Source organism: Acinetobacter sp. WU_MDCI_Abxd143 (assembly GCF_025514195.1).
In the GTDB taxonomy this organism is placed as follows: domain Bacteria; phylum Pseudomonadota; class Gammaproteobacteria; order Pseudomonadales; family Moraxellaceae; genus Acinetobacter; species Acinetobacter pittii_H.
In genome coordinates, this window is record NZ_JAHPTH010000001.1 from 930,729 (window position 1) to 957,542 (window position 26,814).

Here is a 26,814-nt window from a genome sequence, read left to right on the forward strand (position 1 = left end):
TATAATAAACAAGATGATAATTGAATTTAATAACAAGAAATTTAAACTATAAGGGATGCCAAAAATTGTTATTTAAAATGCCAACACACCGATATAGACATTCTATTTTTCCCTTTTCATTTAAACCAAAACATCTTGCTTTGGCTTTAGGCTTTTTTTTCACTAATCATTTATATGCCGGAAGCTTAAGTTATGCTGAAGCAGAACAACAAGCTTTGAAAAGCTCATATAGTACTCAAGCCAACCAAGCATTACAGCAAGCATCTCAATTAGAAGCTGAAGCAGTAAAGGGCCTCGGTTTACCTAGAGTTGATTTAAATGTCAGAGCATATGCTTTTCACAGTGAAACAGATGTACCTCTTAGCTCTTTTAAACAAAAACTTGAGAATGATTTGAGCCAAGGACTAAATGACAAACTTTCACAGTGGAACAATGTCATTCCATCAGATGTGCTGGGACAAGTTCAAGAAGGCGCAAACCAAACCATACATGATGGTATAAATCGCTTTCCAGATTATGCGAATCTGACCATTGAAGATCAGGTTGTGCGCCCTTCTATTTCGGTCGTTATGCCACTCTATACAGGAGGCTTAACTAGTAGTGCAAAAAAACTAGCAAATATTCAAGCACAACGTTCAGAACTTTCAAGCCAACAACAACAAGACATACAGCGATTCGAGGTTGTACAAAGTTACTTCAATGTTCAATTACAACAGCAATTGGTAGCAAGTAGCCTATTTAACTTTAATGCTATGCAAAAACATTACAGCAATGCCCTAAAGCTCGAGCAACAAGGGTTTATTAGCAAAGGGCAACGCATGCAGTTTGAAGTAGCTCGTAATAATGCAGAACGTACTTTACAAAATGCTCAAGCTAACTTAAATGCCAGCCGCTTTAGCCTTAATAATCTTTTACATCAACAAAATAATGTCGATTTAAGTACACCGTTATTTGTAAACAACACTCCAAGCCAGTCTCTAGAATCGCTTTTAACCAGTTATTCACAAAAATCTAGCCTTGTACAAAAAATGCAGATGGATACTCAACTGGCTAATGTAAATATTCAAGCTCAACAAGCCGCAAAAAAACCAAGTCTATTTGCATTTGGTGAATATGCACTTGATGAAAATGAAAACTGGATTGTCGGTGTAATGGCAAAATACAATCTATTTTCTGGTGTAGACAAAAATAAGAATATTCATGCCGCCGAATTAAAGCGTTACGCTTCTGAACTCATGACTGAACGAACCAAACAAGAGATTGAAGCTCTTTTGAATAAATCATATAACGAGCTTAACTCTGCTCAGCAAAGTCATCAGCTTTTACAAAGAAACGTAAATGCTGCTCAAGAAAACCTACGTATTCAAGAACTTTCTTTCCGCGAAGGAATGGGTACAGCAACCCAAGTGATTGATGCGCAAAATGCATTAAGTGCGTTAAAAACTGAAATGGCTTTAAATGCTTATAAATATGTCATATCACTTGCAACTTTACTGCAAAGTCATGGCTCAATTGACCAATTTAAAGCTTACGTTAATCAACCACATACCGACTATATTCGTTAAGGGGAGTATAAAATGAATCAAGACTCAGCTCATTCAGAACAAGATTCTCCTGTTGCGGATACGACAGAAACCAATCAAGCTTCAAAAGATGATCAAGCTAGCAATCGTCAAGAATCAAACACAAATAAAAATGACGCCAATCCACCTAAAAATTCCAAAATTAAACTGATTATTGGCCTGATCATCATTGCCTTATTAGGTTTAATTATTTTTGGTTTGTGGAAAAGCTATCAGCCTAAACCTATTGAACTACAAGGCCGTGTTGAAGCTGAAACTATTCACGTAAGTACAAAAGTCCCGAGTCGTATTGAAGAAATTTATGTACAAGAAGGCCAGAAAATTTCCAAAGGTCAGCCACTTGTTCGTTTGGTTAGCCCTGAAATAGAAGCTAAAAAGCAACAAGCTTTGGCTACTTTACAGTCTGCTTTAGCATTTCAATCTACGGTCGATCGCGGTTCTCAACAAGAAAATATTGATACTCTTTATGCCAACTGGCAAAGCACGAAAGCACAAGCAAACCTTGCAAAAACTACTTACCAACGTGGGGAAAATTTATATAGACAAGGGGTAATTTCGCGTCAAAGACGAGATGAAATGCTCGCGGCGCAAACTTCTGCTCAAGAATTAAGTGAAGCCTCTTATCAACAATATGCTCGTGCAAAACGTGGAAGCACTAGCCAGCAAAAATCTACAGCAGATGCACAGGTTGAAATTGCAAAAGCTGCGGTAGCTGAAGCAAAAGCTTTAGAGGAAGAGACACGCTTACTCTCTCCAATTTCAGGCACCGTTTCAAAAACTTATGGTAAACCTTCTGAGTTAGTCGCTATGGGGGTACCTGTTGTCAGCATTTTAGAAGATGATGATTTATGGGTGAGTTTAAACGTCGGTGAAAATCAATATGCCTCTGTTTATAAAAATAAAACCCTTGAAGGATTTATTCCTGCTCTTAATCAGAAGGTGAATTTTAAAATTAAGAATATTGATGCTGAAGGTGAGTTTGCCACCATTAAAACGACTCGCCAAACTGGAGGCTATGATATTCGTAGCTTCAAATTACATCTGGTGCCTGAAAGTCCTGTAAAAGATTTAAAGGTTGGTATGAGTGTTCTATTTAAAATTAAAGAAGAAAAATAAAGCATGTTTGCCAGTATATTACGTGAACTAAACTATCTAAGAAGCAATAAATGGGATTTGTTTATGGTGACACTTATCCCTGCTTTTATCATTTTTATGTTTAGCAGCATGTTTTACGCAGGTAAAGCTGAACACTTACCGATTGCGATTATTGATCAGGACCAAAGTGAACTCAGCCGTAATATTGAAAAATATCTTTCGTTGAATCATACAGTAGACATTAAAACAATTACGGTAAGCTCTGCGGAGGCTGAACAACTACTCAATGAAACCAAAATATGGGGTTACGTTTTTATTCCAGACGGTGCTGAAAAACGCTTTGTGAAAGCACAAGATGCTCAAATCAGCATTGCATTTAACCAGTCTTTTTTTAGTGTCGGAAATACGATTTCTTCAGCAATGCTGGTCAGTACCCTCAATGCTTTAGCAGACTATGCTGGTCAAAGTTATCTTGCAAATAGTATTCCCTATTTAGATGTTCCTACAGCTCATGTAAAAATCTCAACGCTTTATAATCCAAGTATGAGCTATGAGTTTTATTTAGAACCTTTCATGGTTCCAGCCGTATTGCATCTATTGCTATGCTGCTGTGTTGCCTTTGCCATTGGACAAGAACTGAAACGTGGCACATTAACCCAGTGGGTTAACCGAGAAAGTGTTATTCAAGGCTTATTGGCTAAAAATTTGCTCTATAGCCTTATTTTTTGTTTCTGGACATGGGTATGGATGTTTTGGCTGGTTGAAATTCGTGGCTGGTTTGTAGCGGGTTCTCTTAGTTTATTGCTATGCGCACAGTTCCTACTTTATTTTGCCTATGCTTTGATTAGCAGCACAGTTATTTTAGCAACCAAAAATTTAAGCAAAACTTTTGGCTTTATCGCTGTCTATGGTGGGTCATCTTTAAGTTTCGCAGGCGTTACCCTGCCTTTAAATAATGCACCGATTTTCACTAAGTTTTGGTCACTCATTATTCCTTATACCCCTTATGCCAAGCTGCAAACCGAACAATGGGTGATTGGAAGTCCAGTTTTCATTTCAATGATTCCTTTTTTAATACTCATTGGCTACTGCCTTATTTATTTCTTTTTAAGTTCTCTACTGCTTAAAAAATTAATTCGGGGAGCAGTGCAATGAAAGAATTTTTAAAGGCATATTTGCAAACTTTTAAAGATATTGTAGGAAACAGTTCAGTTTTCACAACTCTGATTTTATCGGTCATTCTTTATAGTTTTTTTTACCCTACCGCCTATAAAGCTGAGCGTGCAGAATCTATTCCAATTGTGATTGTCGATGAAGAACAAAGCCTCTTAACTTCTCAATTAATCGGCCAAAGTGCAAATAGCCCCCATGTTCATATCGTTACAGTTACCAGCAATTTTTTACAAGCTGAACAAATGGTCCGTGAGCAAAAAGCCGATGGTATTTTACTTTTACCAAATAACTTAACCCAAAGCTTACGCAGAGGAGAAACAGGTGGAATCGGCTTATACTTAAGCACAACCAACTTTTTAAAAACTAAAGAAATTGGTTTAGGTCTAGCAACCTCGATAGAAGCTACATTAAAAGAATATATTGAAAAATTTGGACAGCACACACATTTCCAGCCAGCGCTTTCTATTCATCAAGTGCCGTTATTTAATCCCCTTTCAGGATATGGAAGTTATATTTTCCCAGCTGTTGCATCTTTAATTATTCACCAAACGATTGTGCTAGGTTTGGCAATGCTAATTGCAAGTTACCGTGAACAAAATGAAAAAATTACAGCTGTTCGGTTCGCTGGAATTTTCGCAAGTATATTTACCATTGGTTGTTTAAGTAGTTTTTATCTTTTTGGTTTTACTCTGTGGTTCAATGACTATCCACACGGTGGAAACTTCACTGGTTTACTAGTAGCTGTTCCAATTTTTATTAGTTGTGTGATTGGACTAGGCATGTTGATCGGTTCACTTTTAGATATGCCAGAGCGTGCCGGACATATTATTGTGTTTAGCTCAGTACCTTTATTCTTACTCACTGGAGCTGCTTGGCCTCATCAAGCAATGCCTGAATGGTTACAATGGTTGGCGTGGTGTTTACCTTCCACACATGCGGTACAAATGTTTGTGCAACTTAACCAGATGGGTGTTCCACTAGCCACGGTTGTACCAAAGCTGATTTTTCTTGGGACCCTTGGATTAATATTGGTGAGTTTATCTTATTATCGGCTTGTTAAAAAATCTTCTTCATAAAATAAAAAAGGAAGCTTATGCTTCCTTTTTTATTAAAGTTTTACTTACTCTTCAGAAGCATCTTCATTATTTGATACAGCTTCTTCGCTATCAGTTTCAGTAGTATCTACTTCGCCTTCGAGAAATTCTTCTTCATCTTCGACAGCTTCAATAGACACAACGCCCACTAGAGTTTCTTCTTCGCTTAAGCGAATTAGACGTACACCTTGTGCATTACGACCAGTCATTGCAACTTCTGCTGCACGGGTACGAACTAATGTACCGCCATCAGAAATAAGTAACAATTCTTTGGTTCCATCAATAGACACTGCACCAACAAGCTCACCATTACGTTCACTTGTCTTAATCGCAATTACACCCTTACCGCCACGTTTCTTAGTCGGGAAGTCATTTACTGGAGTACGCTTACCATAACCGTTGGCACTTGCACACAGTACTTCACCTGTCTCAGGTACAACCACAAGCGATACGATACGGCTTACTAGATTTAGATCTGCTGAATCTTCACTATCATCAGAATCATCATTTTCAACTTCCGCATCTTCTTCGCTTAAGATACTGCTTGCAAAGCTTACACGCATACCACGAACACCTTTCGCGGTACGACCCATTGCACGTACATCAGTTTCAGCAAAACGGATTGCCTTACCTTCGTTCGAGAACAACATGATTTGCTGATTACCATCAGTAATCGCAACACCAATCAAGGTATCTTCTTCATTGAGCTCAATTGCGCGTAAACCATTTGAACGAATGTTAGCAAATTGCTCTAAATCAACACGTTTAACCGTACCTGATGCTGTTGCCATAAATACGTAATGGTTTTCTGGGAACTCAGTTAACGGCAAGATAGCTGTTACTGTTTCATTCGCATCTAAAGGTAACAAGTTCACGATCGGACGGCCTTTGGCACCACGTGATGCTTGAGGCACTTCGAACACACGAAGACGATATACTTTACCTACGTTGGTAAAGCACAGCACAGTCGCATGGTTTGAAGCTACAATGAGATGTTGAATAAAGTCATCATCTTTCATTGAAGTTGCAGACTTACCACGTCCACCACGGCGCTGAGCCTGATAGTCTGAAAGTGGTTGAGTTTTTGCGTAACCTGTTTGTGAAACCGTTAATACAACTTGCTCTTCAGGAATTAAATCTTCACGGCTAAAATCAATACGTGATTCAATAATTTCAGTGCGACGTCCATCACCATACTGTTGTAGTACCAGTGCTAACTCTTCGCGAATTACAGCCATCAATAAATTGAAATCATTCAAAATTGCAGTAAGTTCAGCGATTTGACCTAAAATTTCAGTATATTCTGCATGTAATTTGTCTTGTTCAAGACCTGTTAAACGGTGTAAACGTAATTCTAAAATTGCGCCTACTTGTGTTGGTGATAAACGGTAAATCGATTCAGTTAAACCAAACGGACGATTTGGGTCTTCACCTTCGATTTCATCTGGACGAACAGAGATTGCGCCAGCTTTTTCAAGCAATGAAACGACACCACCACCTGCCCACTCACCTGCAAGTAAACGCTCACGCGCTTCAGCAGGGTTAGCAGAAGTTTTAATAGTCTCAATAATTTCATCAATATTGGCTAAAGCAACTGTTAAGCCTTCTAAGATATGACCACGTTCACGTGCTTTACGCAGCTCGAACATGGTACGGCGTGTCACAACTTCTTGGCGGTGACGGATAAATGCCGCAATAATATCTTTCAGATTCATCAATTTTGGTTGTCCGTTATCAAGACAAACCATGTTGATGCTGAATGAGTTCTCAAGTTGGGTATTTAAGAATAAGTTATTTACAACGACTTCAGCGTTTTCACCGCGTTTTAAGTCAATTGCAATACGCATACCTTCTTTGTCAGACTCATCACGAAGTTCTGAAATACCTTCAAGTTTTTTCTCTTTAACCAACTCGGCAATACGTTCAATAACTCTTGCTTTGTTTACTTGATATGGAATTTCAGTAAAGACGATGGTTGTACGACCTGTCTTTTCATCTTCTTCGAAATGATACTTACCACGAATGTGTAAGCGGCCTTTACCTGTACGGTAGGCATCAACAATACCTGATTTACCGTAAATAATACCGCCTGTAGGGAAGTCAGGACCCGTAATGTATTCCATCAATCCTTCAATCGAGATATTCGGATTGTCAGCATAGGCTAAGCACGCATTCACAACTTCTGTCATGTTATGCGGTGCCATGTTGGTTGCCATACCTACGGCAATACCAGCAGCACCATTAATTAACAAGTTAGGAACACGTGTCGGAAGTACTTCAGGAATACGCTCAGATCCGTCGTAGTTATCTTCCCAATCAACTGTGTCTTTTTCTAGATCTGCAAGAAGCTCGTGTGCAAGCTTGGTCATACGGACTTCGGTATAACGCATTGCAGCTGCGCTATCACCATCAATCGAACCGAAGTTACCCTGACCATCTACCAATAAATAACGTAAGCTAAAGTCCTGAGCCATACGTACAATGGTTTCATAAACAGCTGAGTCACCATGAGGGTGATATTTACCGATTACGTCCCCAACAACACGCGCAGATTTCTTGTAGGCTTTGTTATAGTCATTGCCCAATTCGTGCATGGCATAAAGCACACGACGGTGAACAGGTTTAAGACCGTCTCTCACATCCGGCAATGCACGAGATACGATTACACTCATCGCGTAATCTAAATATGAATGCTTGAGTTCGTCCTCAATGGCAATCGGTCGGATTTCCGATACGCTCATGCATACTCCTTCTTACAGATAGAAATTTCCATCTGCTTATATGTCTTGATCTTGCAAAAAATTTAGTTCCGGAAACTGAACTAAAATCGAAAAAAATATAGCTGTATACTATAGCATAAAAGCACTGTGTAATGTGCGGAATCTACACCGCCAATCTGGTGATATTTGTATAATTTAATTGCATATTATTCTTATCATATCGCCATAACAGGCATCGTCTCATCTTCGTAAAACTATGTGATTTTTATTCTATAAAAATCAAACCTCAAATGAGATAAGAGTCTCAGTTATACATTTCAGGACACTATCCATAATAAAAAAACCCCTAGTAAAAACTAAGGGTTTTTTAGCTTTAATCGGTAAAGATTAAAGTTTAGATACCAATTCAGGTACTACAGTGTTCAAATCACCAACTAACCAGTAGTCAGCAACGCTGTTGATTGGTGCTTCTTCGTCTTTGTTGATTGCAACAATAACTTTAGAATCTTTCATACCAGCTAAATGCTGGATCGCACCAGAAATACCAACAGCAACATAAAGCTCAGGCGCAACGATTTTACCAGTTTGGCCAACTTGGAAATCGTTAGGTACAAAGCCCGCATCAACTGCTGCACGTGAAGCACCTTGTGCTGCACCAAGCTTGTCAGCTAATGGATCAAGTACTTTATGGTAGTTCTCACCAGAACCTACACCACGACCACCAGAAACTACAATACGAGCCGCAGTTAATTCTGGACGATCAAGCTTAACGATTTCTTCAGAGACGAAGTGAGAAATACCCGCATCTTTTACTTCGCCAACTGTTTCAACAGCAGCTGAACCACCTTCCGCAGCAACTGGATCAAATGCTGTACCACGAACGGTACCCACAATGATTGCTTCGTCAGATTGAACAGTTGCAATCGCGTTACCAGCGTAGATAGGACGCTTGAATGTGTTCGCAGATTCAACAGAAATGATATCTGTGATCATGCTTACATCAAGAAGAGCAGCAACACGTGGAAGAATGTTCTTACCAGTTGTTGTAGAAGCAGCTAAAACGTATTTGTAACCTTTAGCTAAGTCAGCAACTAAGCCAGCTACGTTTTCAGCTAATTGGTTTGCATAAGCAGCGTTGTCAGCAAGTAAAACTTTGCTTACACCAGCAACTTTAGCAGCAGCATCAGCAACTGCTTGAGCACCAGAACCAGCAACTAATACAGTAATATCACCACCGATTTTTTGTGCTGCAGCAACAACGTTCAAAGTAGCACCGTTAAGTACTTGGTTGTTGTGGTCAGCGATAACTAAAATACTCATGATTTTATCCTTCCGTATTAGATCACTTTCGCTTCATTTTTCAATTTTTCAACAAGCTCATCTACAGATTTCACTTGTACGCCAGCTTTACGTTCTGCTGGAGCTTCAACTTTAACAGTTTTAAGCTTAGTACCAGCTGTAACGCCATAATCAGCAGGAGATTTTGTATCAAGTGGCTTCTTACGAGCTTTCATGATGTTAGGCAATGCTGCATAACGTGGCTCGTTCAAACGCAAGTCAGTCGTGATGATTGCAGGAAGTGTAAGTTCAACAGTTTGTAAACCACCGTCAACTTCACGAGTCACTTGTACTTTACCGCCATCAACTTTCACTTCAGAAGCGAATGTACCTTGACCAGCACCTAATAATGCACCAAGCATTTGACCTACTTGGTTAGAGTCATCATCAATTGCTTGTTTACCAAGAAGGATAAGTTCTGGTTTTTCAGCTTCAACAACACCTTTTAAAATTTTAGCAACTTCTAAAGCGCCAATTTCATCAGTAGTTTCAACTAAAATACCGCGGTCTGCGCCTAGAGCCATTGCAGAACGGATTTGTTCTTGAGCTTCTTTAGGACCAACAGAAACAACAACGATTTCTGATACTGTTCCTTTTTCTTTTAAGCGAACCGCTTCTTCCACTGCGATTTCACAAAATGGGTTAATTGACATTTTTACGTTGGTAAGGTCAACCCCACTATTGTCCGGCTTAACACGAACTTTAACGTTGGCATCAACCACGCGTTTTACAGCAACAAGAGCCTTCATGTAATCCTCGGCTGTTCTAGCAAAAGTAAATGTTGAGAAAAGTATATTAACTCTTCAATTAAAATTTTTTAGGTACCCTATCTTGCAATGTGTTTGGCATTTCGGTCAAGTCACAATTTTCTGGAACAGCACAAAAAAAATGAAATCATCAGTTCATAAAAAAATTTTAGACTGCTATAAGACCCTATTTTATTCTTTTTAAACTCTATTTTATACATTGATTTTTATTATCTTTTTATCTTATTTAGCATATTAGTTAGAAACATAAGATTATGTTTAAAAACCTTAAATTCGAGGTTTTTTAGACCCAGTAGTCGATAAAATATGCAAAGATCAAAATGGTCAATTAGGCTGTTTTAGCTATTTCTCTTAAACAAATTTGTAAAAAAAGACAAATGAACTCTACATTCTCCTAAAACTTCTCAATTTAATTATCTTTTTATTCGGTCTTTTTTTAACTTTTAATTTTTATGTGCCCTTGGATGAGCTTGATCATATACTTGTGCCAAATGATCGAAATCAATATGGGTATAAATTTGTGTCGTAGATAAATTACTATGACCTAGCATTTCTTGTACCGAACGTAAATCACCGCTGCTTGATAGCATATGGCTAGCAAAACAATGTCTGAGTAAATGCGGATGCAAATCAACATTTACACCTGCTCTTTGTGCCTGAAGTTTCACTCGTTTTTCAATTTGCCTTGGAGTGAGCGCTCCGCCTCGCAAGGAAATAAAGACAAAATCGTTTTGATCGAAATGTCCCTTCCAAATTTTGTAAACTTTCAACCAGTTCAATAGACTTTCTTTTGCTTTTTTCCCAAATGGTACTATACGGGTTTTATTTCCTTTACCTGTAATACGAACAAGTTGGCGATTAAAATCTACATCTTTAACTGTTAAACCTTGTAATTCAGCTAAACGTAAACCACTTGAGTAAAGTAACTCGAGCATGGCTTTATCTCTTAACCACAATTGCTGATCAATCGGTTTTTCCGGCATAGGTTGATCTAAAATTTGATTAACCGTTTCTATATCGATCATGCCTGGTAAAGGTCTAGGTTGGCGTTTTAGCTTAAAATCATCAGTAGGATTAATTTCTAGATATTTTCCTTGTTCAGCCCATTTCATAAATTGGCGAATTGAAGTGAGATGGCGCTGCATACTACTTGAACTTAACTGGTCCTGCTCGACACGCTGCGCTAAGTACTCTCTTAAATCTGAAGCTTCAATATTTCTCAAATCTAGTTGTTTGTGCTCGCAGAATTCAAGAAAGCTTTTCACATCTCTTTCATAAGCCGTAATCGTGTGCTCAGACTGGTTCTGAATTTTTCTTTCTTTTAACCACATTGAGAGCAGCTGTAATGCAAAATCCAAATTGCTCTCCATTTTATTTGCTCATATTATTTTTTCAGTGTATCAAAAAGTAGTTGTTCAGGAAAATTGAGATCGTACTGCATAACAACTCCTTACCTTATATATTACACTTCACCTTAAGTATTTGTCGGAACCCTGCTGTCATGACCACCATACTCATTCCTTACTTAATTGCGATTACATTACTTACGCTCACACCTGGTCTAGATACGACTTTAATTATTCGCACCGCTACACTTGAAGGTAAATCGAAAGCATTTCAAGCAGCAGTAGGTATTAGCCTTGGCTGTATTGCATGGGGAATTGTAGTTGCTTGTGGTCTGGGTGCTTTACTCATGGCATCTGATTTAGCTTTTAATATTCTAAAATGGATGGGAGCAGCATATCTCGCGTGGCTAGGTTTGAATATGATTTTAAAACCCCGAAGCCAACTTGCAGACACACAAGAAAGTCATTCAAATCGCTCTACTTCAGAGAATTGGTTCATCAAAGGTTTTTTGGGTAATTTACTTAACCCGAAAGTTGGGATTTTTTATATTTCATTTCTTCCACAATTTATTCCGCCGCAAGCGTCGGCTGTGACTTGGGTGATGGGACTTGTAATGATTCATGTGGTGATTGGAACCTTATGGTCAATCTTATTAATTTTGGCTATGCAACCACTGTCACGTTATCTTAAACAACCCAAATTTGTAAAATATATGGACCGGGTTACTGGCAGTATTTTTGTGTTGTTTGCTTTGAAATTGGCTTTGAGTAAAAGGTAATCAAATCAAAAATTATTGTACATATAAAAGAAAGCCTCTTTTATCATTTTAACTAATAAAAGAGGCTTCTATTTAAGTAATGCGATTAACCTTGGAAATAACGTAAATCCAAACGTCCATCATATACATGAGTTGTTGGACCAGTCATCCAAACCACATCACCTTCTTGCCATTCAATTTGTAACTTACCACCAGCAAGCTCAACTTCAACTGAGTTCGCAAGTAAGCCACGGCGCATACCACTTACCGCAGCAGCACAAGCACCTGTACCACATGCAAGTGTTTCACCGACGCCACGCTCAAATACACGTAAGCGAACATGCTTTTCATCAATAATTTGCATGAAACCAGCATTCACACGTTCAGGGAAACGTTTATGTGACTCAACTTGTGGACCAATACCAGCAACATCTGCAGTTAATACATCTGGAACAATAGTGACAGCATGAGGATTACCCATATTGACCACATCAATACTAATGTTTTGGTCATTGGCTAACTCAAGTTTATATAATGCTTCTGGTTGTTCTGCAACGAATGGAATTTCATTCGGCAAGAACTTCGGGTAACCCATATTGACGCGAACCCAACCATTTTGTCCCAATTCCGGTTTTACAATCCCTGCTTTGGTTTGAACAGTAATACTTGTTTTGGTCGTTAAATGGCGCTCATGTACAAAACGAGCAAAACAGCGTACACCGTTACCACATTGTTCAACTTCAGAACCGTCTGCATTAAAAATACGATATTTAAAATCTGCTTCCGGTAAATCTGGTGGTTCAACAATTAAAAGCTGATCAAAACCAATGCCAAAATGGCGATCGGCTAAGCGTTGAATTGTTTCTGTATCCAAATAGGCACGTTGGCTGATCAGATCAACCACCATAAAGTCATTGCCTAGCCCATGCATTTTAGTAAATTCTAACAACATTTCATTTACTCCTCAGGCAACAATCTTTCTTTTTCCCAAAGCGACTCAACCGTTTCACGCTCACGAATTAAATGAGCTTTATCGCCTGACACCATCACTTCTGCGGCACGTCCACGTGTATTGTAATTTGAACTCATTACAAAACCATAAGCTCCAGCACCGAGAACAGCTAACAAGTCATTTTCTTTTAAAGCCAATGAACGATCTTTACCAATGAAGTCACCTGTTTCACAGATTGCACCAACAAGATCCCAAGTTTTTTCTTCAGTATCTGAACTTGGCACTACAGGTTGGATATCCATCCATGCTTCATATAAAGCAGGGCGAATTAAATCATTCATTGCAGCATCAATAATGGCAAAGTTACGGTGGCTCGTTGGCTTGAGCAAATCCACTTTGGTTAAAAGCACACCTGCATTTGCACTAATGCTACGGCCCGGCTCCATATAAACCTTGAGACCTAGCTTTTCTAAAGCAGGTTTCATTGAGTTAGCATATTCTTCAACACTTGGCGGTGTTTCATCTTTATAACAAACACCCAAACCGCCACCGATATCAATATGTTTAAGATTGATACCAAGTTTTTTTAGTTCTTCGATCATCACCATGACACGTTCTAAAGCATCAACAAACGGTTTAGTCTCGGTCAATTGCGAACCAATGTGGCAGTCAATTCCAATAATCTCAAGGTTTGGCAAAGATGCAGCATATTGATAAGTTTCATAAACGGTATCACTTGGAATACCAAATTTATTTTCTTTTAAACCTGTTGAAATATAAGGATGAGTTTTTGCATCTACGTCTGGATTTACACGTAAGGAAATCGGCGCTTTTTTGCCTAGACGAGCTGCGACTTTTTGCAGACGATCTAATTCGGCATAAGACTCTACATTAAAGCAAGCAATGCCTACATTTAACGATGTTTCAATATCAGCTTCAGTTTTACCTAAACCAGAAAAAACAACTTTAGATGCATCTCCACCCGCTTTTAAAACACGTGCAAGCTCACCACCTGATACGATATCAAAACCAGCACCAAGTTTTGCCAATACATTCAAAACAGCTAAATTTGAGTTAGATTTCACCGCAAAACAGATTTGATGATCAATAAAATCAAAAGCACGATCCATATCTAAGTAATGCTTTTCAAAAGCTGCTTTTGAATAAACATACAAAGGTGTGCCAAATTGCTGCGCAAGCTGCTCCATAGAACATTGCTCTGCATGCAATACTCCATTAATGCGAGTGAAACTCATGAATGTGTCCTTATTTCAAAGCTTAAGGTGAAGTTGTTTGGGTTGGGGCTGATGCTTCAACTGACTGTTCAGGTTGTTCATCCTGTTGCACAACTTGTTTCTGTTCTTTATTACGATAGAGCAAGTATTTCGCACGTTTGTCATAATTCGGATCAGAAGGTAGCTGTAATGCTCCTGACTGACCACAAGCGCTAAGCAAAATACTGCTGCTCAATAAACTGATGAGGCAAATGACACGACGCATCTGAGCACCTGATTTAAACAATTCGATGCAGTATACCGTGATCATGCAAGCGGCTAAAGAGTAAACTTAAAGAGAAAAACAATATGCATAAAAAACGCCAGCTTTTCAGCCAGCGTTTGATCATAAACAAATAAATTTAATTACTTTTTATGACGTGGTTTATAGAAGAAGAAATAACCAATGAACAAGATAAGAAACCAAATTGGGCTGACTTTAAGCGCTTTGAACGTATCTGGTTCTAAAGACAGCACATAAATCATGCCAATAAAGAAAATAATCGTGATCCAACATGTAAATAGACCGCCTGGTAATTTAAATGTTGATTTTGCATGTAGCTCAGGACGCGTAGTGTAGTAACGGATATAACTCCAGATAATGAGTAACCACACGCAAATGAACAGAATCGTTGAAAGTGTTGTTGCAAGCGTAAATGCCTCAACTGTATTTGGTACAAAATACTGTAATGCGGCACCTAACAATAAACACGCAGCAGAGAAATACAATGCATTTGCAGGTACTGCACGTCTGTTCAATTTACCAAAAGCTTTTGGTCCCTGATCTTCACGAGATAAACCGAATAACATACGGCTTGTTGAGAAGACACCACTGTTCATTGATGACATCACTGATGACAATACCACCAAGTTCATCAAGATCGCTGCTGCTGCCACACCAGCTTGGCTGAACAAGTTTACAAATGGACTGATCGCTGGATCAATTTTATTCCAAGGTGTTACAGACATCACAATCAACAATGCCAATACATAGAAAATAATGATACGGATTGGAATTGAGTTAATTGCTTTTGGTAAGTTACGTGCTGGGTCTTTCGTTTCCGCAGCTGTTGTTCCCACAAGTTCTACACCAACAAAAGCAAAGATTGCAATCTGGAAGCCTGCCAAGAAACCATGTACACCTGTTGGGAAGAAGCCACCGTTAGCCCAGAGATGAGTAAATGATGCAACTTCACCTGTACTTGAGGTAAAGCCTGTAAAGATCATCCATAGACCCACAGCAATTAAAATAATAATCGCAAGAATCTTAATGAGTGCAAACCAGAACTCTAACTCACCAAACAAGCGAACTGTTAACAGGTTTAAACCCATAATAAATACAATCGCGGCAACACTAATCATTGCCCCTTCGACAGGCGAGAAAGGTAGACCATTATTGAAGAATTGTAAGTAGTAGATAATTGCAGAGAGGTCAGCGATACCAATCGTGATCCAACATAACCAGTATGTCCACCCTACAAAATAACCTGCCCATGGACCGATTAAATCTGTTGTGAAGTCAATAAATGATTTATAGGCAAGATTTGAAAGAAGTAATTCGCCAAGCGCACGCATGACAAAAAACACCATCACACCAATAATCAAATAAATGAATAAGATTGATGGACCAGCAAGGCTAATTGTTTTGCCTGATCCCATAAATAATCCGGTACCAATTGCACCACCAATCGCGATCAGCTGTAAATGCCGATTGGAGAGGCTTCGATGGAGCTCACCTTGTTCATGAGGCTCGCTCAGATTTTGATTCGACATTTTATAAATACACTCCAGTAATTTTTTTAGTCCGTTAGCTAAATTCAAATCAAAAAGACGATATCGCACCATTTGCAGGTATCTTTTAAATGTATATTTTTTGACAACTTTTCAGCTAACCAATTTGTCTGTATTGCTGATGATTCCAAGCTACATACAATTAAATCCGATAATACGCACAAGCCCATAGCAATACAACGCACTTTTTTGGAACATCCAGTTTCTCATTTAATGATCAATCTCATATGAAAAAAGGTGGTCAATATGACCACCTTTTTAGCTATTTGGTTGTTAAAATCTAGCTTCCTGTTTTCTTAACTTGCGCATTCAATTCTTGGTTTTTCTTCAAGCGCTCTTCCCAGAATGTCGCATTTTTAATTCCTAATTTAATAGGGTCAAATGTGTACTCTTTTACTCCCGCTTTTTGTTGTTCTTCGTAATCTTTTAACGCCTTAATCGTTGGTTTATAAATAAAGTACGTTACAACAATACCAATAATATTAATCCATGCCATTAAGCCGACACCAATATCACCAATACCCCAGATATAGCCTGTGGCACTTAGTAAACCATAACCTACAGCAAGAATGATTGAACATTTCACAATGAACAATAATGACGGTGATTTTGTAATGTAGCTCAAATAAGCAAGGTTTGTTTCTGCAATATAGTAATAAGCTACGATAGTGGTGAAAGCAAAGAAGAATACGGCTAAAGCAACAAAGATCTGACCAAAATTACCAAAAATAGTGCTCACCGCCATTTGGGTAAATGCAGGAGAACCAATTTCAGTCGAGGCAGGAACATTTTGAACAATGAATTGACCTGCTTCTAAAGCCCCCTGAACATTATATTGGCTTGTCATTAAAATCATAAATGCAGTAGCAGAACAAACAATTATACTATCAAAGTGAATTGAAAAAGATTGGACTAAACCTTGTTGAGCTGGATGTTGAACTTCTGCTGCCGCTGCTGCGTGTGGGCCTGTTCCTTGCCCTGCCTCATTGGCATAAACACCACGTTTCACCCCCCAACCAATTGCAGCGCCAAGACCCGCCATTGGGGTAAATGCATCTGTAAAAATTAGGCTTAATACTTTTGGAAGATCTGAGACGTTAACTACAACAATGATAACAGCCATGAGGAAATAACCAATTGCCATGAAAGGTACAACCAGTTCAGCAAAATGAGCAATTCGTTTAATCCCACCAAAAATGAGGATAGCAAGCAAACCAATCACGACGACCAAAGCAACTAGTTTATAGACACCAACATCACCAAAAACAATTGCACCTTCACCCGTAATCTGTGTAAATGCCTTACCTACTGCATTTGCTTGAATACCCGGTAAAAACAAACCACAAGCGACAATTGCTGCAATAGCAAATACAATTCCTAACCAACGCTGACCCAAACCTCTATCAAAATAAAATGCTGGGCCACCACGATATTGTCCTTGATACTCAACTTTATAAAGCTGACCAAGTGTCGATTCTACATAAGCTGTACCAGCACCAAAGAATGCAACCATCCACATCCAAAAAACTGCACCGGGTCCACCAAAGCCAATTGCTGCTGCAACACCCGCTATGTTACCTACACCAATACGACCTGCTAAAGATACTGATAATGCCTGAAAAGATGAAACGCCCTGCTCTGAAGAAGTACCTTTTATTAAAAGTCTAGCCATTTCTTTAATTTGGCGGACCTGAACAAATCTTGTCAAAATAGAAAAGAATAAACCAACGCCTAAACATAAATAGATAAGCGCTTTACTCCATATAATACTATTTACCCAATCAACAATTTCTGCTGCACTCATAAATATCAACCTTTTGTATTTCTAAAAATACAATACTCATATTATTTTGTTCGTTTTCACTTCAGCAATATCCATGCCATATCTATAATAAACAGCTAGATACATACTCCAGTAAAAACACCTTCCTTGGGGAATAGATTAGATTTTTTATATCCATTGAAAACAAACTTTATCTGACTTGTAAAAATCCAATATCGTGTTATTTTTGATGTCTTTCCCTTATTAGTTCCTTAGAAGATCCCTTCAAATTTCCTCATTATCTTTTATGAAAATTTTAGGAAACAAGAATGAAGAACTTCCTAAGAACTATATTTATATAATATCGAGCAAAATTTCAATTTTTTATGAGCAAAGTCAAAACTGTTTACCGTTGCGAGCAATGTGGTGCCGATCATCTTAAATGGGCTGGTCAATGCTCAGAGTGTGGTGAATGGAATTCTCTGACTGAAGTCAAACTTGAACCAACCACTGCCCACCGCGCACGTCCAAAAATTGGGGGCTATGCAGGTCAAGTTGCTAACATTACCACCCTAAATAAAGTTTCCGTTTCTCATGAAACACGCTTACCTACAGGTATTAGCGAGTTTGACCGAGTGCTTGGCGGCGGTTTGGTGACAGGTTCTGTAGTACTGATTGGTGGTGACCCAGGTATTGGTAAATCGACCATTCTTTTGCAAACTGCGACCCATATGGCAAGCGCAAAAAGCTCTGCACTTTATATTACCGGTGAAGAATCTTTATCTCAGGTGGCGCTTCGTGCGCAACGCCTTGACTTACCTACTGACCAATTAAAAGTCATGGCTGAAACCTGTGTAGAACGAATTTGCGAAGTTTTAGAACAAGAAAAACCTGTAGTCGCTATTCTAGATTCGATTCAAACACTTTATACAGAAACCCTCCAATCTGCTCCGGGTGGTGTTTCACAAATTCGTGAATCTGCTGCGTTATTAACCCGTTATGCAAAAAATAGTGGCACGGCGCTCTTCATTGTTGGTCACGTGACCAAAGAAGGTGCACTGGCAGGTCCGCGTGTTTTAGAACATATGGTGGACTGTGTTCTTTACTTTGAAGGTCAATCAGACTCTCGCTACCGCATGATTCGTGCAGTTAAAAACCGTTTTGGTGCAGTGAACGAACTTGGCGTATTTGGCATGACTGATAAAGGCCTACGTGAAGTGGCCAATCCTTCTGCCATTTTCCTAAGTCGTTATGATGAAGCGATTCCCGGTTCAATTGTTATGATTAGCCGTGAAGGAACTCGCCCTCTTTTGGTCGAAGTACAAGCTTTAGTTGATGATGCTCAAGGACAACCACGACGTGTCGCGTTAGGTCTAGAACAAAACCGTTTAAATATGCTGCTTGCTGTCATGCATCGTCATGGTGGCGTGCAAACCACTGGACAAGATGTATACGTCAACATTGTAGGTGGCTTAAAAATTACCGAAACAGGTTCCGACTTGGCTGTCTTATTAGCATGCGCTTCAAGTTTACGCACTAAAGCCTTGCCTCAACAGCTTGCAGTTTTTGGTGAAGTTGGCCTTTCTGGTGAAATTCGCCCAGTTCCTAACGGACAAGAGCGTTTAAAAGAAGCTGCAAAACATGGCTTTAAATATGTCATTTTACCGAGAGGTAATGCTCCGCAAAAAGCGATTCCAGGCGTTCAAGTCATTGCCGTTGCCCGCTTGCATGAAGCATTGACAGAAGCTATGCAACTTAGTGATGAATTGACATAAAAAAACATACTTTTAAGGTTGAAATTTAGAGTAAATACCTGCATAAATACTATTACAAATTAACTTTAAACAGGAATTTCCTATGGAAGTACACCAGCGTGGCTTGATTACCGGTATTTTAATGGCTGCTTTAGCAATTTCTCCTCTTGCTGAAGCTAAACGTGCAGGTGGTGGTAAAAGCCACGGTATGGCACGTTCTACTACTTCAAGCCAGTCTTATCAACAACCTCGTCAAGTGACTCCTGCTCAACAACCTGCTACGGCACCTCAAAGATCAGGTCCAGGCGTAGGTTCAATGGTTGCGGCTGGTGTGGCTGGTGCTGCCGTAGGTGCTGTTGCAGCAAATGCTTTAGCTGATGACAAATCAACATCAACTGAACAGCAAGCAACACAACCTGGAAATGAACAAGCTGCTCAAGCCCAAGAAGAGAAAAAAGGTGGAATCCCTGGCTGGATTTGGGTATTACTTGCCGCAGCTCTCGCTTTCTTTGTATTCCGTAAATTGGGATCAAAAAAAAAATTAGCGGGTAACAACCCTTACGCACCAAATAATGACGGTCAAAACCCATTTGGCCGTTCTGCTGCGCCACAAGCCGCTCCACGTAATACTGGAGATAATACAAATATCTTCGGTCAATCTGTGGGTGGCGGTGCAGCAACCCAAGCTCCTTTTGGTGGTGCAACAACGAGCAATGGCAATCAACTTCCTGATGGTACTGAACCTGCTGCGTTCTTGCGTATTGCACGTCAACGTTTTAATCACATCCAGTCGATGAATACTGCAAGTAACATTGAAGAAATTCGCCGTTACTTAACACCAGAACTTTATAGTTCTATGTATAACGACATTATGGAAAACCAAGATCAAGACGTTGCTGAATTTAGTAACTTGAATGCGATGGTTGTAGACAGTGCGACTGAAAATGGTCAATACGTAGTAAGCGTACGCTTCACTGGTACAGTGAGTGAAGATTTAAACAGCTTGCCACAACCGTTTACTGAAATCTGGCACTTTGTTAAGCCAGTTGGTTCTCAGCAAGACTGGGTCGTTGCTGGTATTCAACAAGCTTAAGCTAAATAAATCCTAAATAAAAAAGCCACAATATTGTGGCTTTTTTATTTGTCAGTTTTAAGCAATTTCTGCTGGAAAAGTCACTACTTTTTCAATTTTGACCTGATCCATTGCAACCATGAGTAAACGGTCTACACCTAAAGCGATACCTGAGCATTCCGGCATATGAGGCAATGCTGCTAACAGATGCTCATCTAAAGGCATAACATGAAGCCCTTGCTTAGCTCGCTCTGCATTGTCTGCTTCAAAGCGCGAACGTAACACGTCTGCATCTAGCAATTCATCGTATGCATTTGCCAGCTCTAAACCTTCAATATAAACCTCAAACCGTGCTGCGACCTCTTCCCCATCCTCATCTACTTTCACTTTCGCCAAAGACGCCATTTCTGGTGGAAAGTCAGTTAAAAAGACCGGCGCATCAAATCCTAAACTTGGTTCAACAAAATGAGAAAATAACAAATCCATATAAGCTAAACGGTCATCACCCAAGTCGAGGTTTAATCCCACACGATTTGCGGTATCTTTGAGTTGCTTCAACGTTGCTTGTAATGGATTAATATCAAGTCGATCTTGAAAGGCATGCTTATAACTTAGAATAAACGGACGAACTTCACCAAAACGATGTTGCAAACAGCTTTGCAATAAATCGGCGGTTTCATGCATTAAAGCTTTTAAGTCTAGACCCGGACGATACCATTCAAGCATGGTAAATTCACTATTGTGTTTACGCCCGTGTTCATCGTCTCGGAAAACCTTACAGATTTGATAAATCGGCCCGCTGCCACTTGCCAGCAAACGCTTCATGGCAAACTCTGGTGAGGTTTGTAAATATTGAGTTCGCAATTTGCCATTAATATGACGTAAAACCTGAACAGAAGCTAAATGTACATCGGTGACACCTGCTTGTGAAACAATGGGTGTTTCGACTTCCATCACATCACGTTCAGCAAAAAACTGACGAATTTGAGTGTAAAGCTTAGCGCGAGCCTTTAAAGCATCAATTGAACAAGTAGGTTGATAACTTAAACTCATGCCTGTGGTCCCCCATGTGCTGCCCATTCACGGCGCAGCGGATAATTCTTACGTAATAAATCAAATGCTTTTTGCTCAACTTTGCCATCTTTAATACAGGCACGAATGTTGGCGTCATCTTGAGCAATATCATAAATCTGAGCTAATTTTTGCTTTAACACTGCTTTTAAATCATGTCCTGAAAAATAGTCTTCGCATGCAGGTAACTGAGTCTCGAAACGCTTATTGATGTCGTATCCAAACTTTTGGCAGAATGCTTCATAAATCATTTGCGTACCGCGGGCCTTCCCTTCGAGGCTATAACCTGCAATATGCGGTGTCGCCAAAGCCAGCATATCGATAAGCTGTTCCAAGATGACTGGTTCATGTTCAAATACATCGAGCACCACTTTACGCTGGGTACGCTGAATATCTTCGATTAAAGCAGATTCTTTAACGACTGGACCACGCGCACTATTAATTAAAATTGTATTGGGTTGAAGTGCTGCAAACGCTTTTTCATCAAACAGATGATATGTGGCATGTTCACCATTTTTGGTTAAAGGCACATGAATTGAAACTGCATTGGCTTGTTGCAACAGAGTTTCTAAGCTTACATTTTCAATTGAATCTAACTGCACATAGGGATCAAAACCAATCACATTCCAACCAAGCAACTGGGCCATATAGGCCAAACGCTTACCGACGTTGCCAAGGCCCACAATACCTAGGGTAAATTTTTCTTGTTGTTCTAAAAGGCTCTCATCTAAATGAAGTAAAGCAGTAATGACATATTCAGCCACAGCCTGTGCATTACACCCTGCGGCATTTGCCCAGGTAATACCTTGTTTTTCTAAAGCCACAATGTCTAAATGATCAGTGCCGATTGTTGCGCTGCCCACATATTTTAATGCTGTATTTTCAATTAAACTTGCGTTAACCGCAGTAACAGAGCGGACTAACAATGCTTGAGCATCTTTTACATCTGCATGGGTTAAAGTACGCCCTGCTTTGTGTTGAATATCGCCAAACTCAGAAAAAAAGTAATCGGTAAACGCCAAATTTTCATCTGCGACGATTTTCATTGTCTGCAACCCATAGCTTATAAAAACGTTATTATCCTTTGAGTTGTAGCAAAGCACAATGTTAATGCCTTTAAATTCACGATTCTAAATTTTGATGATTTATAAATTACAACCCACCACCAAAATAGAAATAAGCCATCATTGCCAAAGTTATCCAAATTAAAATAATGAGTACGGCAACCAAATAATTTTGAGGTCGACGCTCTTGCTGTTCTAGCCATTCTTCAGCTTGTTGTTCTGCATCTAAAATGACTTGTTTAGGCGTAAATCGAACCGCTAACCAAATCAGTATGGGCAGAATTAAAGCGTCATCAATAAACCCTAAAATGGGAATAAAATCTGGAATTAAATCGATCGGGCTAAAAGCGTAAGCCACAGCTACTACAGCAATAATTTTGGGCAACCACGGCATGTGAGGATGCTTTGATGCAAACCAAAGCATAATAATTTGTTTTTTTAGACGTTTTGCCCAATCTTTTAAAGACTGCAACCAAGCCATTGGGACACACTCTGACCTACATACATCTGATCATAAAGTATAAAGCTCGTGCTTAACTTAAAATTAGGCAAAATAGAAATGTATATTGCCATTATTTTTTGATTTGAGCTTATTTCATCAATATCTTAAAGCGCTATGCTCATGTATATAAAACAAAATCATCTCCACGACAAAAGCTTGCCAAAGTTAAGCCAGAAGTTTTTGCGAGCCGAATGGCCATACTGGTTGGAGCAGAAATTGAAGCCAATAAACCAATATTAAGCTGGGCACATTTTCGAATCAGTTCATAGCTTGCTCGACTGGTCATGACCACAAAACCCGAACTGGTGTCATAGTTTTCTTGAGCTAAATAACCCAACAATTTGTCTAAGGCATTGTGGCGACCAACATCTTCAAATAAAGCCATAATTTTGCCTTCAACCACCCAAGCTGCGGCATGTGCTCCACCTGTTAAGGCAGTAATTTTTTGTTGATCTTTTAATTGAGAAATTGCAACTGGAATTTGCTCAAGCCACTCTTTGGAAGGTTCAATCGTAATTTTAGAAATATCGAGCTGAAGCTGCTCTAAACTTTCAATACCACACAAACCACAACCTGTGCGCCCCACCAACATACGTCGTCTTTCTTTTAAAGCAGCAAAAGCTCTGGATGAAATGGTCATTTCAACCGTAATGCCCAATTCACTTTGATGAACTTCAATGGCATATAGTTCTTTCAAGCTGGTTAAAATACCTTCAGACAGACTAAAACCTTTGGCAAATAAATCAACATCGGTCGGTGTTGCCATCATCACCGCATGGGAAATACCGTTATATACCAAAGCAATCGGATGCTCTTGAACAATATGATCTAAAACACTTTTGAACTCGGTTTTCTTAAACCGCTTTACTTGTAATGTTTCAACCCCATAAGAATCTGGTGTCAAAATAATTTCCTTTATCTTGAAGTGGCGCCTTGAATAGCGCCACTTGTTGAGATGATATTGTTAATATCGCCTTTGATTTAAAGGCTGCTTACTTTTCTATCTGCATCTTTCGGGTCAACTGCTGTTGCCAAGTTGAAGTGCTCTGGCGCATTGCCGGGATGCAAAATCACCGGAACACTTTTGGAAGCCGGAATCTTGGCATATTTGTCATGACTGCTTAAGGCTACTAAAGGATTAGTTTCAGGATAGTAAGCCGCTAAGCTGCCTCGCGGAATGTTGTACGGCACAATGCGGAAACTGTGCACAATACGCTTCACACCGTCGGAGAAAACACTTTCAATATCAACCCATTGGTTTGCTTCAAAACCTGCTTCATCAATATCGGCTTGATTCATAAACAACACACGGCGCTGACCAAACACTCCGCGGTAACGGTCATCGAGACCATATAGTGTCGTGTTGTATTGGTCGTGAGAACGAGTGGTCATTAAGGTATAAACTTTACTCTCGGTATATGCTGCAGCATATTGATTTTCTTTATCAGCATAGACTTCACTCAGCGGTGTAATCATAAACTGTGCTTTACCACTTTTTGTATTCCAGATGTGCTGATTGGCCGGATGCTCTAAGTGGAAACCACCCGGTTTATAGACACGTAAATTAAAGTCATGGAACTCATCAAATACATCGGCAATTGAGTCACGAATACGATCATAACTTTCAATGTACCATTTCCATTTGATCTTACTGTCTGGCAGCACGGCTTCAGCCATTCTTGCCACAATATCTGGTTCAGACAAAATATTTTTAGAAATTGGAGAATTACGCCCTGCTGATAGGTGAATATTACTCATCGAATCTTCGACTGAAATTGCCTGCGGGCCATGAAGCTGCTCATCAATTTCGGTACGACCTAAACATGGCAAAATAAGCGCCTCTTTACCACATACCAAATGGCTACGGTTTAACTTAGTTGCAACATGAACAGTTAAATTACACTTTCTAAGCGCTTCTTGCGTATAGGTGGTATCGGGTGTTGCAACAGCAAAATTTCCGCCTAAACCAATAAAGACTTTAACCTCACCTTCAGCCATGGCTTTAATGGTTTCGACCACACCAAAACCATTTTTTCTCGGTGATTTAATTCCAAACACGCGATCAATGTTGTCGAGTAATTTAGGACTAGGTAGCTCATTAATACCCATAGTACGGTCGCCTTGCACATTACTGTGCCCACGAACTGGACAAAGCCCTGCACCCGGTCTACCAATTTGACCACGCGCCAACAATAAATTGGCTAACATATGTACATTGGCTGTTCCGTGGCGGTGTTGAGTAATGCCCATTCCCCAACAGAAAATTGAGCGCTCGGACTCTAAAAACAGTTGGGCGAGTTTTTCTAAATGCTCTGGTGATAGCCCCGAGTGTTTATAAATATCTGTCCACTTAGTTCTCTCGATCTCAGCAATCATCTCATCAAAACCGACTGTATTAACCGCAATAAAGTTTCGGTCAAAAACACTTGGTTTACCTGAAGCGAGTGCTTTTTTATCCCACTCATTTAAATGCTTTAACATACCCAACATCAGCGCATAGTCACCACCAATTTTAGGTTGGAAATAATAGCGACTAATTGGTGTACTGCCATTGGTCATCATTTCAAGCGGTGCTTGCGGATCTTGGAAACGCTCTAGGCCTCGCTCTTTAATCGGATTAATCGCAACAATATTACCGCCACGTTTAGACACTTCTCGTAAAGTACCTAACATACGCGGGTGATTGGTTCCGGGGTTGTGTCCAAAACTAAAAATAGCGTCAGCCAAATCAAAGTCTTCTAGGGTAACGGTGCCCTTTCCTAAACCAATCGAGTCAAGTAGGCCAACACTTGTGGTTTCATGACACATGTTCGAACAGTCTGGAAAGTTATTTGTACCAAAGCTTCGCACAAACAATTGATATAAAAATGCCGCTTCGTTACTGGCACGACCAGAGGTATAAAACGCAGCTTGATCTGGGTGGTCTAGTGCATGGAGGTGTTTAGCAATAATCTGAAATGCTTCGTCCCATGAAATTGCTATATATTTATCGGTTGCAGCATCATAGCGGACTGGGTCAGTTAAGCGGCCTAAGTCTTCTAAAAAGAAATCACTTTGTTCTGATAACCAACTAACGGTGTGACCTGCAAAATATTCAGGAGTCACGGTTTTACTGGTCGCTTCAAAAGCAACTGCCTTTGCGCCATTCTCACAGAAGTTAAAAGCATGAGCATCTTTCTTTTCTGGCCAAGCACAACCGGGACAGTCAAAACCTGTAGGCTGGTTAATGTTGAGTAAGGTAATTGAGCCTTTTTTTAAAATATCTTGTCGCTTTAAGTTTCGAGCAACACTGAGAAGTGCGCCCCACCCGCCAGCAGGATGAGTATATGGCTCAATTCGCGCAAAACCGTTATTTTCCTGTATGTGCTTTTGTTCTTCTGAATTATCCACTTTTTCATCCTCTTATTTCTTCTTACACACTCAACAGATTCAATAAAATCACAATTTAATTATGGTTATATCAAAGCGATCTGCTGTCTAGCTGGTCAGGAGAGTCCGCTTTTTATCTTGTTCACAGTATTTTAAAAGCTAGCTCAACCCTGCTTATAATATGTGCCATATTCTTTACAATTACAATAATTCAAGCCAACCACGTTATTTATTTAAAAATATACGAAACAATGAGTTAAACAGATAATAATTCTATCTTTTACAGATAAAAACATTATTGGTTTTCATTTTTAACAGATTAGGCTTAT

General features: G+C 39.5%; 21 protein-coding genes. 7 read left to right on the forward strand and 14 right to left on the reverse strand.

All coding sequences use genetic code 11. The annotated features are described in order from the left end of the window. The first annotated feature begins 77 nt into the window (after positions 1 to 77). The 4 genes from KTI79_RS04385 to KTI79_RS04400 are packed head-to-tail and all read left to right on the forward strand — an operon-like array spanning position 78 to position 4,927. Entirely contained in the window at positions 78 to 1,565 is a 1,488-nt protein-coding gene (locus KTI79_RS04385) for a TolC family protein (protein WP_086376153.1), read from the forward strand. Positions 1,566 to 1,577: 12 nt separating this feature from the next. Further along, positions 1,578 to 2,699: an HlyD family secretion protein gene (locus KTI79_RS04390; RefSeq protein ID WP_032052976.1), complete on the forward strand. Its 1,122-nt coding sequence runs from the start codon at positions 1,578 to 1,580 to the stop codon at positions 2,697 to 2,699. Between the two features lie 3 nt (positions 2,700 to 2,702). Continuing rightward, positions 2,703 to 3,833: an ABC transporter permease gene (locus tag KTI79_RS04395; protein ID WP_199936998.1), complete on the forward strand. Its 1,131-nt coding sequence runs from the start codon at positions 2,703 to 2,705 to the stop codon at positions 3,831 to 3,833. Next, positions 3,830 to 4,927 carry an ABC transporter permease gene (locus KTI79_RS04400; RefSeq protein WP_032052972.1) on the forward strand — a complete coding sequence of 366 codons (1,098 nt, stop codon included), beginning with the start codon at positions 3,830 to 3,832 and terminating at the stop codon, positions 4,925 to 4,927. Before KTI79_RS04395 ends, KTI79_RS04400 begins: the two co-directional genes overlap by 4 nt. Before the next feature lie 44 nt (positions 4,928 to 4,971). On the opposite strand, the gene gyrA is transcribed toward KTI79_RS04400, so the two are convergent. The 4 genes from gyrA to xerA all read right to left on the reverse strand — a co-directional run bounded on the left by gyrA (position 4,972) and on the right by xerA (position 11,101). After that, a complete protein-coding gene (gene gyrA, locus KTI79_RS04405; RefSeq protein ID WP_032052970.1) occupies positions 4,972 to 7,686 on the reverse strand; it encodes a DNA gyrase subunit A in 2,715 nt (904 codons plus the stop codon). 366 nt (positions 7,687 to 8,052) lie between these two features. Beyond that, on the reverse strand, positions 8,053 to 8,985 hold the full coding sequence (locus KTI79_RS04410; RefSeq protein WP_002118921.1) for an electron transfer flavoprotein subunit alpha/FixB family protein: 933 nt from the start codon (positions 8,983 to 8,985) through the stop codon (positions 8,053 to 8,055). 17 nt (positions 8,986 to 9,002) lie between these two features. Beyond that, positions 9,003 to 9,752 carry an electron transfer flavoprotein subunit beta/FixA family protein gene (locus tag KTI79_RS04415; protein ID WP_002118903.1) on the reverse strand — a complete coding sequence of 250 codons (750 nt, stop codon included), beginning with the start codon at positions 9,750 to 9,752 and terminating at the stop codon, positions 9,003 to 9,005. Positions 9,753 to 10,213: 461 nt separating this feature from the next. Further along, positions 10,214 to 11,101 carry a site-specific tyrosine recombinase/integron integrase gene (gene xerA / locus KTI79_RS04420; protein WP_079284120.1) on the reverse strand — a complete coding sequence of 296 codons (888 nt, stop codon included), beginning with the start codon at positions 11,099 to 11,101 and terminating at the stop codon, positions 10,214 to 10,216. 170 nt (positions 11,102 to 11,271) lie between these two features. Between xerA and KTI79_RS04425 the strand changes: the two genes are divergently transcribed. Next, positions 11,272 to 11,895 carry a LysE family translocator gene (locus KTI79_RS04425; protein ID WP_032052966.1) on the forward strand — a complete coding sequence of 208 codons (624 nt, stop codon included), beginning with the start codon at positions 11,272 to 11,274 and terminating at the stop codon, positions 11,893 to 11,895. Between the two features lie 85 nt (positions 11,896 to 11,980). Here the strand turns inward: KTI79_RS04425 and dapF are convergent, their stop codons facing one another. From dapF to KTI79_RS04450, 5 genes are all read right to left on the reverse strand, one after another. Then, positions 11,981 to 12,826, reverse strand: a complete 846-nt coding sequence (gene dapF / locus KTI79_RS04430) for a diaminopimelate epimerase (protein ID WP_032052964.1) — start codon at positions 12,824 to 12,826, stop codon at positions 11,981 to 11,983. Positions 12,827 to 12,831: 5 nt separating this feature from the next. Then, entirely contained in the window at positions 12,832 to 14,082 is a 1,251-nt protein-coding gene (gene lysA / locus KTI79_RS04435) for a diaminopimelate decarboxylase (RefSeq protein WP_032052962.1), read from the reverse strand. A gap of 22 nt (positions 14,083 to 14,104) precedes the next feature. Continuing rightward, positions 14,105 to 14,326, reverse strand: a complete 222-nt coding sequence (gene lptM, locus KTI79_RS04440; protein WP_032052960.1) for an LPS translocon maturation chaperone LptM — start codon at positions 14,324 to 14,326, stop codon at positions 14,105 to 14,107. Positions 14,327 to 14,466: 140 nt separating this feature from the next. Beyond that, positions 14,467 to 15,873, reverse strand: coding sequence for an amino acid permease (locus KTI79_RS04445; RefSeq protein ID WP_032052958.1), 1,407 nt, complete (start codon positions 15,871 to 15,873; stop codon positions 14,467 to 14,469). A 298-nt stretch (positions 15,874 to 16,171) separates the two neighbouring features. Beyond that, positions 16,172 to 17,695, reverse strand: coding sequence for an alanine/glycine:cation symporter family protein (locus KTI79_RS04450; protein ID WP_086376154.1), 1,524 nt, complete (start codon positions 17,693 to 17,695; stop codon positions 16,172 to 16,174). Positions 17,696 to 18,039: 344 nt separating this feature from the next. Between KTI79_RS04450 and radA the strand changes: the two genes are divergently transcribed. Then, positions 18,040 to 19,428, forward strand: coding sequence for a DNA repair protein RadA (radA, locus tag KTI79_RS04455; RefSeq protein ID WP_005073053.1), 1,389 nt, complete (start codon positions 18,040 to 18,042; stop codon positions 19,426 to 19,428). Positions 19,429 to 19,510: 82 nt separating this feature from the next. After that, a complete protein-coding gene (locus KTI79_RS04460; RefSeq protein WP_086376155.1) occupies positions 19,511 to 20,500 on the forward strand; it encodes a Tim44 domain-containing protein in 990 nt (329 codons plus the stop codon). Positions 20,501 to 20,557: 57 nt separating this feature from the next. On the opposite strand, the gene epmA is transcribed toward KTI79_RS04460, so the two are convergent. The 5 genes from epmA to KTI79_RS04485 all read right to left on the reverse strand — a co-directional run bounded on the left by epmA (position 20,558) and on the right by KTI79_RS04485 (position 26,506). Next, positions 20,558 to 21,532: an EF-P lysine aminoacylase EpmA gene (epmA, locus tag KTI79_RS04465; RefSeq protein WP_032052950.1), complete on the reverse strand. Its 975-nt coding sequence runs from the start codon at positions 21,530 to 21,532 to the stop codon at positions 20,558 to 20,560. Beyond that, on the reverse strand, positions 21,529 to 22,596 hold the full coding sequence (locus KTI79_RS04470) for a 4-phosphoerythronate dehydrogenase (RefSeq protein ID WP_032052948.1): 1,068 nt from the start codon (positions 22,594 to 22,596) through the stop codon (positions 21,529 to 21,531). The genes epmA and KTI79_RS04470 overlap by 4 nt, the downstream gene beginning before the upstream one ends. Positions 22,597 to 22,702: 106 nt before the next feature. Then, entirely contained in the window at positions 22,703 to 23,095 is a 393-nt protein-coding gene (locus tag KTI79_RS04475; RefSeq protein WP_032052947.1) for a YkvA family protein, read from the reverse strand. 139 nt (positions 23,096 to 23,234) lie between these two features. After that, positions 23,235 to 24,020, reverse strand: a complete 786-nt coding sequence (gene fdhD, locus KTI79_RS04480; RefSeq protein WP_032052945.1) for a formate dehydrogenase accessory sulfurtransferase FdhD — start codon at positions 24,018 to 24,020, stop codon at positions 23,235 to 23,237. 77 nt (positions 24,021 to 24,097) lie between these two features. Continuing rightward, positions 24,098 to 26,506 carry an FdhF/YdeP family oxidoreductase gene (locus tag KTI79_RS04485; RefSeq protein WP_032052943.1) on the reverse strand — a complete coding sequence of 803 codons (2,409 nt, stop codon included), beginning with the start codon at positions 26,504 to 26,506 and terminating at the stop codon, positions 24,098 to 24,100. Positions 26,507 to 26,814 lie beyond the last annotated feature (308 nt).

Coding starts and splice junctions, on each gene's coding strand:
- KTI79_RS04385 (WP_086376153.1), top strand. CDS start 78: ATGCCAACACACCGATATAGACATTCTATTTTTCCCTTTTCATTTAAA.
- KTI79_RS04390 (WP_032052976.1), top strand. CDS start 1,578: ATGAATCAAGACTCAGCTCATTCAGAACAAGATTCTCCTGTTGCGGAT.
- KTI79_RS04395 (WP_199936998.1), top strand. CDS start 2,703: ATGTTTGCCAGTATATTACGTGAACTAAACTATCTAAGAAGCAATAAA.
- KTI79_RS04400 (WP_032052972.1), top strand. CDS start 3,830: ATGAAAGAATTTTTAAAGGCATATTTGCAAACTTTTAAAGATATTGTA.
- gyrA (WP_032052970.1), bottom strand. CDS start 7,686: ATGAGCGTATCGGAAATCCGACCGATTGCCATTGAGGACGAACTCAAG.
- KTI79_RS04410 (WP_002118921.1), bottom strand. CDS start 8,985: ATGAGTATTTTAGTTATCGCTGACCACAACAACCAAGTACTTAACGGT.
- KTI79_RS04415 (WP_002118903.1), bottom strand. CDS start 9,752: ATGAAGGCTCTTGTTGCTGTAAAACGCGTGGTTGATGCCAACGTTAAA.
- xerA (WP_079284120.1), bottom strand. CDS start 11,101: ATGTGGTTAAAAGAAAGAAAAATTCAGAACCAGTCTGAGCACACGATT.
- KTI79_RS04425 (WP_032052966.1), top strand. CDS start 11,272: ATGACCACCATACTCATTCCTTACTTAATTGCGATTACATTACTTACG.
- dapF (WP_032052964.1), bottom strand. CDS start 12,826: ATGTTGTTAGAATTTACTAAAATGCATGGGCTAGGCAATGACTTTATG.
- lysA (WP_032052962.1), bottom strand. CDS start 14,082: ATGAGTTTCACTCGCATTAATGGAGTATTGCATGCAGAGCAATGTTCT.
- lptM (WP_032052960.1), bottom strand. CDS start 14,326: ATGCGTCGTGTCATTTGCCTCATCAGTTTATTGAGCAGCAGTATTTTG.
- KTI79_RS04445 (WP_032052958.1), bottom strand. CDS start 15,873: ATGTCGAATCAAAATCTGAGCGAGCCTCATGAACAAGGTGAGCTCCAT.
- KTI79_RS04450 (WP_086376154.1), bottom strand. CDS start 17,695: ATGAGTGCAGCAGAAATTGTTGATTGGGTAAATAGTATTATATGGAGT.
- radA (WP_005073053.1), top strand. CDS start 18,040: ATGAGCAAAGTCAAAACTGTTTACCGTTGCGAGCAATGTGGTGCCGAT.
- KTI79_RS04460 (WP_086376155.1), top strand. CDS start 19,511: ATGGAAGTACACCAGCGTGGCTTGATTACCGGTATTTTAATGGCTGCT.
- epmA (WP_032052950.1), bottom strand. CDS start 21,532: ATGAGTTTAAGTTATCAACCTACTTGTTCAATTGATGCTTTAAAGGCT.
- KTI79_RS04470 (WP_032052948.1), bottom strand. CDS start 22,596: ATGAAAATCGTCGCAGATGAAAATTTGGCGTTTACCGATTACTTTTTT.
- KTI79_RS04475 (WP_032052947.1), bottom strand. CDS start 23,095: ATGGCTTGGTTGCAGTCTTTAAAAGATTGGGCAAAACGTCTAAAAAAA.